A 15,001-nucleotide genomic window follows, 5' to 3' on the forward strand; every position below is an offset into this window, starting at 1 on the left:
GGGATTACTACATGCAGATCCAATCCGACGGGATGCCTTATCCATCCCATCCTTTTTATATGCCCCTTCGGGTCATCAGCTTATCGGGAATAACCAACTACTCAGCCTCAAACATTTCTTCTACTAATTCCAGCCTTATGATGATCTGGGATGGGAAAGGTTTTCTTGAAATAGACGGTAAGATACACAAGGTCATGGCCGGAAGCTTAATAGCCCTTAGTAGTTCTTCTTTATTGAAGATGGAACCTGAATTACAGTTAAAGGGGATATGGATTGAGTATTCCTGTATACCCCAGAGTAAAAATGAGGACATTTTTATAAATGACAACTCCCCTGTCCACCATGCCTCCACTCGTTTGATAGCCTTGGCAGGTGAGCTTTACAGTGCCTGGATAGACGCTGATAAACAAAAGCCGTTTAGGGTCCAGCAGCTATTCACCCAGTTCATCGTGGAGCTTCATGGTGAACTGACATCCCATAAAGAAAGATCAAGCAGTTGGATGGAACGGGTGACTGAGTATATAGAAGCTCATTACAATGAAGATATCACGCGGGATCAAATGGCTGCTTTAGCTGAAGTGAGCCCCGAGCACTTTTCGCGAACCTTTCGCAAATCAATAGGTCTATCCTTCAGTGCTTATATTACACTACTAAGAATCCGTAAAGCCCAGCAACGAATCCTCACCAGTTCTCCCAATCTGACAACATTGGCACATGAGGTTGGTTACGAAGAGGGAACTTATTTAAGCCGAAAATTCAAGCAGCTTGTTGGCGTTTCACCTACAGCCTACCAGAATAAGAATAAACGGGTCGTTGCCCTGAACTATAATCACACCGCTAGCCTGCGAGTACTGGAAATCATGCCTCAACTCGGGGTTTATTCCGAATGGCAACATAGCTTGGAACAAGTTCCCGCTTCCAAACAGCTTCAAATGAGCGAAGGTAAATTTTCATTACTCTATGACTCAGTAGCTGCGGTAAAACCAGATGTCATTATCGGCTACAGTCTACCCGACAATAAGATTCTGACTCCTGTTGCTCCGGTTATCGAGCTGCCCTTTATGCAAATGAGTTGGCGAGAGCAATTTGCTCTGATTGCCGAGGTTGTGAATCGACGACAGCGTGCTGAACAGTGGCTAAGTCATTATGACAGACTTTGTCTTACCGCCAACGGGTTATTAAACCATGCTATAGGAATGGAGAGAGGTACGGCTATCGTGTGGGAGGTTAGCTCCCGATCCGCCTACTGTTTCAGTAGCAGCTTCGGCAGAGGTTGCCAAATTCTATACGGTGATCTTGGCTTCAAGCCCCCCTCCGTAATTATTGAAAAAGGGATCACAGATTCCGGGTACTTAGAGGCATCTATTGAGGATATCGTATCGTTTCCTGCTGACCATATTATTATCACTAGCATCCCTTCATCATCTGAGGGAAGACAACGTTTTACTCGCCTACTACATTCTAAAGCTTGGAAGCAATTAGATGCAGTCCGAAACGGACGGGTATATATTCTGAACCAGGCTGATATGTTCTACGGATTTGACCCACTGTCCTCACAGGCACAGCTTCAAGAATTGCTACGGGTAATGACATCATAAATTTGCATAAGCTGAGATCATATCCGTCCATAGTAAATACCCGGTGAAGCTTGTAAAGTTCTTATTGAGAATGATAATCAATATACATAGGGGGAACAACAAATTGCATAATCCAGGAAAAAATAGCTCCAAACAAACCCATTGGCTTCTTTTTCCCTTCATGCTGGCATTAATTCTAGTCATATCAGCTTGCGGGAATTCCAATAATTCTGTGGGGAATACAGGCAGTAACACCAGCAACACATCATCGGCAACTGCAGTACCTACCGAAACTAGTCAACCAACAGAAACTACGGAAACAGCTGCTCTTAAAAAGGTCACTACTATAAATGGTGATATTGAAATCCCTGTTCAACCTAAAAGGATTGTCGCTGAGGAATATCTGGGCAGTCTGATTGCGCTAGATACCATTCCTGTTGGTGCTCCCGGATTAACACTGGAGAATATGTATTTTAAGGAGGCACTTACTGGAGTTGCAGACACTGGAACTTACGGCAAAATGTCACCTGAAAAAATCATCGCACTTAATCCTGATTTGATTATTTCTGGACAAGCTGAAAGCTATGAAGCACTAAGCAAAATTGCTCCAACCATCGTTGTGCCATATGGTGATCTGAAAGATGCTCATGCCGAATTAACCTATTTCGGAGAACTCCTTGGTAAGGAAGAGGCAGCCAAAAGCTGGCTTGCAGATTACGACAAACGGATAGCTGAAGCTAAAGCCAAAGTAGACAAAGTAATCCCTGCAGATGCAACATTTTCCATCATGGAAGACGGCGGAAAATCCATTTGGGCCTATGGCGATAACTTTGGCCGAGGCGGACAGCCTGTCTATCAGGCGCTGGGTCGTAAGCCCCCTACAGCTGTGGCCGCAGAAATTATGGAGAAGCAATGGGCGGAAATCTCTACAGAGGCACTCGCTAAATACGCAGGAGATTATATTATCTTAACTTCCAATAACCGTACAGAAGCTGATTACAAAGCTGATCCAATCTGGAGTAGCCTACCCGCTGTAAAAAAAGGCCATCTCTATGTATGGAAAGAAGAACGGTCCTGGTACTATGATCCAATTGCCGTGTTATCCCAGACCGAAGAACTGGCTGCTTGGCTTACACAATAAAATGCGCTTAAATTAGAATCCCCTACTGCTTCCAACAACGTTGGAGCAATAGGGGATTTGTTATTTTCTTTTGACTACAAACACACTCAAGAGGTAATAATACATTTAGCCTAAGGTTAATCTAGCAAATGGAGTTGATCAATATGAAATTACTATTACTATATTTCATGCTTGCTTTTATGGGGTTGCTGATGGCAGTAATCATCGACCTTTTATCAGGAGAAAACCTCACCGCTTCAATGCGGACGATCTATGACTCCTTTGCAGCTACAAGCATACAGGAATCAATAACTATGCTCGTTTTTATCTCCTTACCTTTTGTTATTACAATTACATCCTCTATCCGAAATAGAAGCAATAAATCCATCAAATAAAATATACTAACCTAAACTCCCTAATTTTCTGCGGATGTAATGAACGATGCACAAGAGAATAGGTACAGCGGCACAGAAATACGGCAAAATATATTTCAGAAATATCCTTCCTTCGTCCATATGTATCGGATAATTCGCTGAACTAATAAAAGCCCCGAACAAAACAACAATACCAACGGGAACGGCGAGCTTTCTGCTGTCTTGCACCTTGAATAGATCCGCGGTGACTACCATTGCAGCGTAGCAATATACTGACATTTTAAAAAAGACTCCAATGATTAAGGTTAAGAGCACAAGCGCGTCCAAACGTTGAATGAAATTGGCCAGGTTTACTAACGTTATCGTAGTGAACATCGGAAAATTGGATCTACTGTAGATTTCTGTTCCTAGAACGGATATTTCGATGGCATGGGTAAAACTGAGTAATAATCCGCATAAAGTAATTGCGATGATTCCGGTTCTTTTTGCTACCTTGGTTTTTTTGATATGAGGTAAAATCGTAGTGAAACATACCATCTCCCCGAACGGAAATAGCCATATATTTAGATAGGCTGATTTCAATGCATTCTTCCAATCCGAGGCCTGTAACGGAAACAAGTTATCTAGTTTTACTAGTCCGGCGGCAATAACCAAAAAGCAACTGGTCAAGCCCAATAATATTATAATCAGCATATAAATCTCAGCCGCCCGCGCAAACACCTCAATCCCCTTATTTAAGATGTAAATTACCGCAACAACCATCATTGCATAAATGATGAACACGGGTGTTCTGTCGTAAGAAGCAGCTATTAACAACTCACCTGATTCATGCAGATTTCGAGAGCCATTGAAGAGAAGGATTGGAATGTATGTTAAGCTTAACGGCCAGCCTAATACATTGCCCAGTATCTTTCTTGTATACCCGCTAATAATCATGCCCGGATATTGCCGGTATAAATAAACATAAATCAAATACAAAAGAAGTCCACCGGGCAAAGCTAACAGAATAGCAATCCAGACAGCATGGCCACTTTCAAGTCCAATCGGTACCACAAGGGCCGTTCCCAATTCAAACAAAAAAATCAAAGCAAATAATTGACTCGCGCTGATGGTTTCTTTTTTCATAAAGTGGCCTTCTCCCACCTTTCTCACTGAACACTTTCATTTTTCCTTTAACAATTTCGGCTCTAATCTCATTCCAACACTGCGAATATAGGCCTCTACAGAAACATCCACTTCCGCTTCCGCGAACACTGACTCCCAATCGTCCTTAACAGTCTCCCATGCTTTTGGATTTGTGCGCTTCAGTTCATTCCCGAAATTGAAAATATCGCATTTCATAGTTTGAGCAGCCTGTAAGGCTTGGGTTATTTCCTGTTTAGTTTTAAGAGCCACTTGTTGTTCCAACTGAACGATTACCTCTCTATCACTTAGCTCAATATAACTCTGTGCCTCACTAAGCGTCCCCTCTTCCACAACATTTACATGAATGACGGGTACTTTATTGCGGAGTTCAATCTTAATTTTTGTTTTTGAATAATTAATGTTAACGGCTATCGAATCTTTAACCTCATTTGAATCTACATTAATACTGGTTTCATTAATCTCGTTCTGTACCCATAGTGCCCCCCGAGCAAGAGGGCCATCCAGCCACCCCTGAAAAACCCCTTTTTTCAATACGCTAAGCCCGCTCATTGTGACAAGTGCTTTTACTTTAGTTTGCTCCATCCCGGATTTTTTAGTTCCTTCTTCAGCGTCTCCAAGAATTCTGGCTCCGGATATCACCACTGACCCTTCTCCACTGAGACCATTAATTAGCTCAAAAACATTGATATCCCGGCTTTCTCCATATATTCTAGCGGTATTTTTACTCTTTTTAATAATCCCAATTGCAGGCAGGCTTTCTACGGGAAGCAATAGTTTCAGAATAGAGGATGCTTCCGTATCTCTGGCTACAATAACATTCGTGTTGAGCCGCAGCTCATGGGACCTTTCAAAGATGTCAAAAATCCCATCAATACCGCTCTTCACTGTAGATTCGCCTAAAACTAATAGCTGCGTGTGTGCAAAAAACATCTGTCTTGCCGCCTTTTTTGAAGTCTTGCGAAAAGCGCCAAAGATCGTACGGTCCGTAGAAGAATAAATAGTGACCGTGGGTTGTCCGGTGCTAGCTCCTGCACTTGTGGCTGTTGAGGATGGATTCACAATCTGAAAAGTAACATGATATTCCTCTTTATTCGGCACCTTATCCACACCTATACCAGTCACAATGCCTAAATTGTTTAATTCCCGACTGTTCCAGCAGCTTGTCAGCAACATTAAGCAGCATATACAAATAAATGAACGCATCATCCATCCGACCTTCATTTGCCACTCCCCGGCTTCCCATCATTCACCTTAAGTCGAGTATTATTTTTTTGGCTAACAAGACGCGGCCGAGTTTTCATATATTTCAAGGGCACACGCAAGATCGAGTCCTTCTGATTCTCAGCGATAAAAGGACCAAATGGAGACATATACGGAAAACCCAACGATTTCAAGCTACACATATGAGCAACCAAAATAAAAGTAAAGATCGTTATTCCATAAAGCCCCATAAAGGCTGCGATAAACATAATGATGAAACGCAAGATACGTATGGAAAGAGCCATATTAAAAGCGGGAGTAGCAAAGCTGGATATTCCTGTAAGTGAAACTACAATAACCATTGCAGGAGAGACAATACCGGCTTGTACGGCTGCCTGTCCTAACACTAAGCCCCCAATGATCGACACAGTTTGGCCTATAGGGGATGGCATACGAATTCCTGCTTCACGTATAATCTCAAAGGTAAATTCCATCAGCATAGCCTCAATAAAAGCCGGAAATGGAACCCCCTCCCTTTGTGAAGCAAAATTAATAAGTAAGGCCGTTGGGATCATTTCTTGATGAAAGTTTAGAATTGCAATAAATAACGCTGGGCCAAATAACGAAATAACAAGGCAAATAAATCTCAATAATCGGATCAAAGTCGTGATATCATAACGCTGGTAATAATCTTCTACGGCATGTAAAAACATAAAAAAGGTTGTAGGTGCAATCAGCACAAACGGGGTCCCGTCCACAAATATAGCAACTCGACCTTCTAAAAGATTTCCTGCAACACTGTCAGGACGTTCCGTATTATATAATGTTGGGAATGGAGAAAAGGGAGTATCTTCTAAAAATTGCTCAATGTATCCAGATTCCAGAATCCCGTCTATATCAATGCTTTGCAGCTTAGTTCTGAGCTCCTTTAAGGTATTATCATTGACGATTCCATGAATATACATAATAGATACATTCGTTTGCGTGACGTCACCTATCTTCATCGACTCCACCCAGAGATTAGGGCTTTTTATTTTCCTGCGCACCAGAGAGATATTCGTCCCAATAGATTCTGTGAAGCCTTCCTTGGAGCCACGAATGGCTACTTGAGTTGTAGCGTCCGATACCGCTCTAACCTCACCGCCGCTTGTATTCCCTCTGATAGCTGCCCTTATCCCGTTGACCCAAAGAATGGTATCCCCAGAGAATAAAGCCTCAAAAAGCACATCCCAATCTTCAAGTGTCTGTTCTTCTCCGATCCCTCTCGCCACTTCTTTCATATACAAAAAGATATCTTCAGCGGATGTTACCACCGGGTTTTCTTCACTTAGCTTATCGAACGACATCGCATGCTCCACAAACTCGTTGACCATTAATTTTTCTATTAATCCCTCAATATATACAGCAGCTACCTCAACCTGTGTGGTAGTGGATTTAATTCTACGAATAACAATATCAGGGCTATGGCCAAGCCTTTCTTGAAGCTCTTTAAGATTATCGTCCAAAATAGTAGAGTTAAAGGGGTCCATCATTAACACCTCCTGCTCATACTATTTGTTCTACACCGCTTTTTTATGCAACAAATGGAATCTATAACCTCCCTTAACTTGGAATATAAATACGCAAAAGGGATGTCCTTGAGCTACTATAGCTCAGCGAACATCCCCTTTTACTCTTTTGAAATTAACTTATTGAAGAGACTTCAGCAACGTAACTATCTCATCCAGCTGCTTGTCCAGCGCATAAGCATCGGATAGATAATAAGTTTTTAGATCGTAGGTGAATACATGACCCGACTTGACAGCAGGTAGGTTCTGCCAGAAGACACTGTCCAGAATGTCCAGCTTATCCTGCTCCACACCACGGCTGAAGCCTTGGAAGATATAATCAGCTTCACCTAAGTACTCGGGCAACGCTTCAAGTGAGAGGGAAGCCCAGCCTTCTTTAAAGGCTGCCTCTTGGACAAGATCAGGTGCATGCAGCCCCAATCCGTTATATATAATCTCTCCACCGCGCCCATATGACGAACCGTATAAATACAGCTCTTTACCGGCAATTTCAAAGATCGCCACCTTTTTGTCAGCTGCGATCAGATCAGCCAATTCCGCTTTTTTCGCTTCCAGCTTCTGATTGAAATCCGCCACCCACTTTACAGCCTGCTGCTCCTTGTTCAAGATTTTCCCGATCTCGATCAATCGTTCCTTATAGTCGTATTTGCCCCAAGGAATAAAGACAGTCGGAGCAATCTTAGAGATCTGCTCATAGGTATCTTCCTGATAAGTGATAATCAAGTCCGGTTCGAGGCTCGTTATTTTCTCCAGGGACACCGTCATGTCATCGCCTACTACTTCTACACCTGTCAGCGCCTCTTTGAAATATGGATGGTTCAAGATGTCATTCCCGGCAACGGCAATGGGCGTCACGCCAAGCGTCAGAAGATCACCAATAAAGTCTTGTACCGGAATCACAACTCTTTGTGGATTGCGTGGGATCTGCACCGGGCCTTTGTCGCTTTCGTACGTCCAATACTCTGCATCAGCAGCCGGCTCCGTGCTGGCAACTACAGAATCATTAGTGCTTTTAGCCACTTCAGCCGACGTGCTAGCTGGAGCATTCCCCTGATTAGCAGCTTGTCCGCATGCGCTCAACAGCAGCACCAGCGTAAGCATAACAGCTATCATGCTTATTTTTCCTAACGATATAATTCTGTACAATGTAAATCCCCCTTGAGACTTTATATTATTATGATATTGATAATCAATATCATTAAGATCTTTGTTTAATATACCGTCTCCGCGGGAAAACATATATACACGCTAATACATCAATTTAGCTATGGACGATTGTCAGCTTAATTTATGGCCGGTTAACAAATCTGTCTGTATTTCCAGCTGGCGTTCGAGCGCAAGCCCTTCGCTGCCCCAAAATTCCTCAAGCTTCAGGTAATATATGCATTCATTCCTGAATGCTGGAAGATTGCGCCAAACCGCGCTTTTACTAATGCGTTTACGTGTTCTCGACATCCAGTCCTCTTGTCCTGATACAACCACAAACATATGGTCAGCCGCGTATATTGGCAATTCCGACAGTGAGATGCATAAATGATCATTCTGCTCCAGAACATCTGACCTTACCTTGTCCGGTGGAGTTACCCCCAGCATTGGATACAGATTGTACACCCCTCGGGCTGTATAATTCCAGATATAAATACTGTTATCTTGCCTAATCTCATACACCGCTACCGTTTCACCAGATTCAATTAATGAGGACAAACGCTGCTTGGCCAAATCTATTTTCAAATGATAGTGCCTTATCCATGCCTCTGCCCGCTCCTCTTCTCCCAGCAGTCTGCCGAATAAACGAATCTGTTCCAGGCGGTCCATTTTATCACACTCCACAGTAACTAGTGGACCCAACTTTTCCATGCATTTAAGCTGACGAGGGCTCAGATAGGTCGGTGCAATAACTAGATCGGCTTCTAGCCCAGACCAGTCCGCTTCCGCCGGACATCCCTGCAACTCAAATGATCGCACACCCGCCAGTTCCGGCAGCAAAAGCAATGAGTAGTTCATCACATCTTCTTCAACCGCGACAGGCTTCACTCCCAGCGCAAGTAAATCCCCTAAAAATTGTAACGCTACTATCCGCTTCGGTTTGGGACGTAAACGGAATTCTGTTGGGGTCATCCCGGTGACTTGCTTGAATTTGCGGCTCAGATATAGTCCATCTGTATAGCCAACTTTTTGCGAAATTTCCTGTATTGTTGCTTTGCTGGACATCAAGTGTTTTTTCGCTTTATTTACTCTTAAATGAGTTACATATTCGGTGAAGCTCCAACCCGTCTGCTTGCGGAACCATACTGAGAAATAACGAGGATTGAAGCCCATCATTCGAGACATCATCTCCCGCGTAATCTCCTTTTGGAAATTCTGGTGGATATAAGCGAGCATTCTGAAATATGAACTATCCGTAATGTCTGCTTCAGCGTCAGCCTCTACGAGCAGTTGATGTAGCTGATGCAGCAAGGATTGAATTCTATCTGCCTGTACTTCTAAATTATTGGCAGCAACGTCTTCTAATTCGCTGAATAAGCGAGTTATTTTATTCGTCGTACGTATAGGTAAAATCCCATTGACCGGAAAAATTTCACGGCAAAGTCCATAGACCAATTCTTGCTCCGTGCTATTACTTAGCCCATATACCTCATAGGAGATTGCTAGAACAGAGATAACAGTCTCTAATGGAGCATCAATTTGATAAGTCACACCTGTGCTTAGAAAAAGAATTTCACCATTTTTAAGAGCTACTGTCTCTCCTTCTATGGTTATTTGAACGATAGCTTCTATTGGTGTCAGGAAGAGTGGGGACTGGGCAATCTGGGGTTTATTGATGTGACCGCCGCCGCATTGGCGTTTCCCTGCCTCTTTTAACAGATAAATTCTATGAACCGGGTTATTATTTGATAGCTTCATTCCTGCTCCCTTCCAGACTGCTAGACTTAATAACCCATAAAATAGAAAGCAAGCGTATAAGGGTTCTCTCCGCTCGAAATGGATAAGATCTCCTATACGCTTTATATAAAACTTCAGATTTTATGGTTTGAGAAGCCTCTATCCTTAGTGGTCGTCAACGACTCCAAGCGCTTTATTCTTCTCTTTGAACCGTTCATTGTGAGAAGATACGTAAGCGACTTTGGCCGCGGTCGGGTCAATGTACAGCTTTGCGCTATTAAGCGCCAGAGCCGCATCAGTGAAAGCGCCTGCGATCAAACGAACCTTGCTCGCATAATCCACAAAGTCACCTGCTGCGAATATACCCGGAAGATTGGTCTCCAGCTTATCAGTTACATTCGCACACCACTCGCCCATATCAAGGCCCCATTCTTTTAACGGACCAAAATCGCTCTTCAGACCATGATTCACAATGACAGCATCCACTTCAAACTGCTCTGTTTCACCTGTCTCTATATGGCTGATCGTAACCTGATCTATCGTTTCACCATTACTGCTGTGTAATTGGCTTACTGCATATGGCGCACGGACATTGACTGAGGATTCCTTCATCCGCACAATGTTTTTCTCATGTCCGCCAAACTGTTCGCGGCGATGCGCAATCGTCACACTTGCAGCGATGGGCTCCAATTCATTCGCCCAATCTACTGCGGAGTTGCCTCCACCGGAGATTAGCACTCTTTTACCGCGGAACGGCTCCAGCTCTTGAACGGTATAATGAAGATTCGTCACCTCATAACGATCTGCACCTTCAATTTCAAGCTTTGCCATCTGTAGAATTCCGTAACCAATTGCCAAAATGACTGTGCGGGTCCAATGTTGTTCCCCAGTAGAAGAGGTCAAGATGTACGTCCCATCTTCTTGTCTCTCTTGATTCATAATTTGCTGACCCAGCACAATAGTCGGATCGAAGGTTTGAGCCTGCTCCTTGAGCTGACCGATCAGTTGATGGCAAAGAGTTGGGGTTACGCCTCCTACATCCCAGATCATTTTTTCGGGATAAATAAGCATTCTTCCTCCGAGCTCATCCTTCGCTTCAATTAACTTTGTCTTCAAGTCTCTCATTCCACTATAAAAAGCTGTATACATCCCAGCAGGTCCGCCACCAATAATGGTTACATCGTATAATTCCAGTTGTTTATTCATCGTGTCCCTCCAAAATTATATTCTAGTGATCCCTTCAGCTACTTAAGCTCCAAACTGCGCTTCATGCAATCGGCTGTATATTCCGGCAGTCTGCAGCAGTTCCTCATGCTTACCTTGTTCTGCGATGCCGCCTTCCGCAACGACAACAATACGGTCCGCATTTCTGATCGTTGCAAGGCGATGAGCAATAACAAGTGTTGTGCGTCCTTCAGACAACTCGGCGAGGGCCTCTTGTATAGCGGACTCCGTTTCAGTATCCAATGCAGAGGTTGCTTCGTCCAAAATGAGAATCGTCGGATTCTTCAAGAACATCCGGGCGATGGACAACCTCTGCTTCTGGCCGCCAGAAAGCTTGACGCCTCTCTCACCGATCATTGTATCCAGCCCAGCAGGCTGAGATTTGATCAGTTCTTCCAGCTGAGCGCGTCCCGCAGCCTCCCAGATTTCTTCATCGGAAGCTCCCAATCTGCCGTAAACAATGTTCTCACGGATGGTTCCGTCAAACAGGAATACATCTTGTTGTACAATCCCGATATGGGAACGAAGTGATTCTAACGTCATGGAGCGAATATCTATTCCATCAATAGAGATGTTGCCTTCGCTTACATCGTAAAAGCGTGGCAGCAAGCTGCAAAGTGTTGTCTTACCAGCACCGGATGGACCCACAAGTGCAACCGTCTCTCCTGCCGAAATCGATAAGTTCACATTGGTTAGCACCTTTTCTTTATCACTATAAGCAAAAGCTACATCCTGGAAGGTTATATTCCCTGACAGATGAGACACTGGCTTAGCGTCTTTTGCGTCATCAACATCTGGCTCCGTCTCCAGCAGTTCAAGATAACGTTTGAAACCAGCGATCCCTTTAGGATAGGTCTCAATGACCGAGTTAATCTGTTGCAAAGGTCCTAAGAAGACATTAGACAACATCACAAAAGCAATAAATTCACCGTAAGTCATTTGCTTCTGGATTACAAAATAGGTTCCGCACACAAGAACGAATAACGAGACCAGCTTCATGAGCACAAAGCTAAAGGATGAATTCCAAGCCATAATTCGATAGGTCATAAGCTTCGTAATACGGAAGCGTTCGTTATTAACTGCAAAACGGGAAATTTCATGATTCTCATTAGCAAAAGCTTGCACAACACGGATCCCACTTACATTGTTTTCTACGCGTGCGTTATAGTCAGCAATGTCCGCGAACATGATGTGGAACGCTTTGGACATTTTGCGACTGAAGTACATGGATAAATAAATCATCAGCGGGACAATTACAAAGGTTAGAATAGCTAATTTCCAATTGATGCTAAGCATGATACCGAATACACCAAGCAGCGTCATCACTGCTATGAATAAATCTTCAGGACCATGGTGGGCAATCTCACCGATGTCCATCAGATCATTTGTCATCCGCGAGACCAAATGGCCTGTTTTGTTATTATCGAAGAAGTTGAAAGAGAGCTTCTGCACACGATCAAATAGCTTTTTTCTCATATCCGACTCGATATTGATCCCCAGCTTATGCCCCCAATAAGTAACGACAAAATGCATAAAGGCGCTGACGATATATATCCCCAGCAAACCGAGGCAAGAATAGAGAATCCATTTCCAATTCCCACTTGGCAGCATATCATCCACTACCCGGTTAACCGCCAGTGGGAAGACTAGTTCCAGCAGTGCAGCAGCAATAGCACAGGAGAAATCAAGAATAAACAATCCCTTATAGGGTCTATAGTAAGCAAAAAAACGACGCAACATTGTAAAAATTCGCTCCTTCCGGTGATTGACCATCCTCTTTCATCAAGATTTAGTACGGGCTAGCAAATACAAAAAGTATGGCGCTCCAATTACAGCAACAACAATTCCAGTGGGGATCTCAGATGGCTGTAAGATCCAGCGCCCAATGGTATCCGCTATAATGACTAGCAGTGAGCCGAGCAGCGCTGAGGTTGGCAGCATGAGCTGATGTTTGGGTCCAACTAGTCGTCTCGCCAAATGGGGGCCGACAAGGCCGACAAAGCCAATCCCACCACTCACAGCAACACTTGCCGCAGCTAGACCAACCGCAGCCGCAAGAAGCCGGAATTGTTCTTTCGTTACAGCAGCCCCAAGTCCTACAGCTGTCTGTTCACCCAAATTAAGGACGTTCATTACCCTTGCTTTATAGATGACATACGGCACGAGAATTACGATCCACGGTAGTAAAGAAAGTACAAACTTCCAGCTTGTGCCCCAAATACTTCCCGCAAGCCAAGTAGCCACAAACTGATACTTCTCCGGATCCAGCCGAAGAGTCAGCACGATCATCGCTGCACTCATTCCAGCTGCAACCGCTACACCGGTCAGCAACAGTCGCATGGGTTTTATTCCTTCATGCCGTTTATAAGCTAAGACATAGATCAAGGCAGCAGTAATTCCCGCACCAACAAACGCCACCATAGGCAGCAGATACACCGGAGCCGCGGTTGCCGTCGGATAAAAAGATATTAACAGCATAACCATAATTCCTGCACCAGCGTTAATCCCTAAGATGCCGGGGTCGGCCAAAGCATTACGAAAGACGCCCTGCATCACAGCTCCGGATACAGCCAAACCTGCGCCTATCAGAACGGAGATCACAATACGCGGTAGCCGAAATTGAAACAAGATCAACTCTTGCTTATCCGTCCCTTTACCGAATAACGTATTAAGCAGCTCCATAGGTGTCAAACGTATGTATCCTGTATTCATACTAATAATAAAAGCAATAACAATCAGTACAGCTAAAATAATCATTATAACTAAGCCACGTTTATTTTTGGCGGCTTGGAAGGAATCGAATGAAGTTTTCTCTATCATTACAGTTCCCTCCTTTCTTTACGTGCAAGATAAAGGAAGAAAGGTACACCGATCAGTGCAATAATTGCTCCAAGCGGCGTTTCATTAGGGGGATTAATCATCCGTGCTGTTAAATCTGCAAATACTGCAAGCAGACTGCCAAGAATAGCTGAACATGGAATGATCCATCTGTAATCCACACCTACAAAAAAACGGGTCAAATGGGGAATAATTAGTCCAATGAACCCAACGGCTCCTACTACTGCAACTGATGATCCAGCCAGAATCAATACGATTAAAGTCCCTGCCAGCTTAACAAGCCCTGTGCGCTGGCCTAGCCCTTTAGCAACATCGTCACCTAGGCTGAGCATTGTAATCGATCGGGATATTACCATAGCCCCAATTAACGCTGCTCCTATCCAAGGGAACATGACTTTAAGCTGAATCCATTTCGTCCCAGCCACGCCTCCCGCATACCAGAAAGCCAAATCTTGCCCAATGTGAAAATATAAAGCTACCCCTTCACTCAGCGCTGACAGCAGTGCACTAAAAGCAGCACCTGCCAGCACCAGACGAGCAGGAGTCAGCCCTCCCTTGGCCAATGATCCGACCCCATACACAACCCCAGCCCCTACTCCGGCACCAATGAAGGAATATAGGATTAAATACATAAACGATAGATTCGGGAAAAATGCAAAACAAAGCGCCAGCGCAAATCCTGCGCCTGAGTTGATGCCCATCAAACCTGAATCTGCGAGTGGATTTCGGGTCATTCCCTGCATAATGGCACCCGCAACTGCAAAGCTGGCCCCTATCATTGCCCCGCCAAGTACACGGGGTAATCGTAATTCTCTAATAATCTGATGATCCATGATCTCCGGATCAAAGTGAAACACAGCTGCCCACACCACAGAAAGTTTAATATCAGCCGCTCCAAAGGAGACTGAAACAGCGATACCTAGTGCTAATAGTACCAGACCGCCAACCAAGATTAACGTGGCAGCCCAAGGACGTGAACGGAACTCTTGTATGGCTGACCCTTTATTAGGTCTAATCTTGGAAGATATCTGTTGATTCATGAATGCCACCCTATTTCTATGAAATTGATTC

Annotated in this window: 12 protein-coding genes; 3 read left to right on the forward strand and 9 right to left on the reverse strand. The window is 44.1% G+C overall.

Annotated features, from left to right (window positions below; all coding sequences use genetic code 11):
• The first annotated feature begins 11 nt into the window (after positions 1-11).
• From NSQ66_RS20780 to NSQ66_RS20790, 3 genes are all read left to right on the forward strand, one after another.
• Positions 12-1,598: an AraC family transcriptional regulator gene (locus tag NSQ66_RS20780; RefSeq protein ID WP_051490902.1), complete on the forward strand. Its 1,587-nt coding sequence runs from the start codon at positions 12-14 to the stop codon at positions 1,596-1,598.
• 103 nt (positions 1,599-1,701) lie between these two features.
• The gene (locus NSQ66_RS20785; protein WP_249267701.1) at positions 1,702-2,718 is read left to right on the forward strand and encodes an ABC transporter substrate-binding protein; all 1,017 of its coding nucleotides are present in this window, start codon (positions 1,702-1,704) and stop codon (positions 2,716-2,718) included.
• Positions 2,719-2,861: 143 nt separating this feature from the next.
• Complete coding sequence (locus NSQ66_RS20790) at positions 2,862-3,092, forward strand: hypothetical protein (protein ID WP_036676096.1); 231 nt, start codon at positions 2,862-2,864, stop codon at positions 3,090-3,092.
• Positions 3,093-3,098: 6 nt separating this feature from the next.
• On the opposite strand, the gene NSQ66_RS20795 is transcribed toward NSQ66_RS20790, so the two are convergent.
• The 9 genes from NSQ66_RS20795 to NSQ66_RS20835 all read right to left on the reverse strand — a co-directional run bounded on the left by NSQ66_RS20795 (position 3,099) and on the right by NSQ66_RS20835 (position 14,970).
• Positions 3,099-4,196 carry a GerAB/ArcD/ProY family transporter gene (locus tag NSQ66_RS20795; protein ID WP_339279375.1) on the reverse strand — a complete coding sequence of 366 codons (1,098 nt, stop codon included), beginning with the start codon at positions 4,194-4,196 and terminating at the stop codon, positions 3,099-3,101.
• 36 nt (positions 4,197-4,232) lie between these two features.
• The gene (locus NSQ66_RS20800; RefSeq protein WP_038572463.1) at positions 4,233-5,438 is read right to left on the reverse strand and encodes a Ger(x)C family spore germination protein; all 1,206 of its coding nucleotides are present in this window, start codon (positions 5,436-5,438) and stop codon (positions 4,233-4,235) included.
• Positions 5,435-6,949, reverse strand: a complete 1,515-nt coding sequence (locus NSQ66_RS20805) for a spore germination protein (RefSeq protein WP_094902289.1) — start codon at positions 6,947-6,949, stop codon at positions 5,435-5,437. Before NSQ66_RS20805 ends, NSQ66_RS20800 begins: the two co-directional genes overlap by 4 nt.
• 156 nt (positions 6,950-7,105) lie before the next feature.
• Entirely contained in the window at positions 7,106-8,131 is a 1,026-nt protein-coding gene (locus NSQ66_RS20810; protein WP_235219375.1) for an iron-hydroxamate ABC transporter substrate-binding protein, read from the reverse strand.
• A 132-nt stretch (positions 8,132-8,263) separates the two neighbouring features.
• Positions 8,264-9,889, reverse strand: coding sequence for a helix-turn-helix domain-containing protein (locus NSQ66_RS20815; RefSeq protein ID WP_339279376.1), 1,626 nt, complete (start codon positions 9,887-9,889; stop codon positions 8,264-8,266).
• Between the two features lie 144 nt (positions 9,890-10,033).
• Positions 10,034-11,074 carry an NAD(P)/FAD-dependent oxidoreductase gene (locus NSQ66_RS20820; RefSeq protein ID WP_036676089.1) on the reverse strand — a complete coding sequence of 347 codons (1,041 nt, stop codon included), beginning with the start codon at positions 11,072-11,074 and terminating at the stop codon, positions 10,034-10,036.
• Between the two features lie 42 nt (positions 11,075-11,116).
• Positions 11,117-12,832, reverse strand: a complete 1,716-nt coding sequence (locus tag NSQ66_RS20825; protein WP_076101516.1) for an ABC transporter ATP-binding protein — start codon at positions 12,830-12,832, stop codon at positions 11,117-11,119.
• A 42-nt stretch (positions 12,833-12,874) separates the two neighbouring features.
• Positions 12,875-13,912, reverse strand: coding sequence for an iron ABC transporter permease (locus NSQ66_RS20830; RefSeq protein WP_036676084.1), 1,038 nt, complete (start codon positions 13,910-13,912; stop codon positions 12,875-12,877).
• A complete protein-coding gene (locus NSQ66_RS20835; protein ID WP_036676077.1) occupies positions 13,912-14,970 on the reverse strand; it encodes an iron ABC transporter permease in 1,059 nt (352 codons plus the stop codon). The genes NSQ66_RS20830 and NSQ66_RS20835 overlap by 1 nt, the downstream gene beginning before the upstream one ends.
• Positions 14,971-15,001: the final 31 nt, after the last annotated feature.

It is taken from the genome of Paenibacillus sp. FSL H3-0329 (genome assembly GCF_037963285.1).
GTDB classification, from domain to species: domain Bacteria; phylum Bacillota; class Bacilli; order Paenibacillales; family Paenibacillaceae; genus Paenibacillus_AQ; species Paenibacillus_AQ odorifer.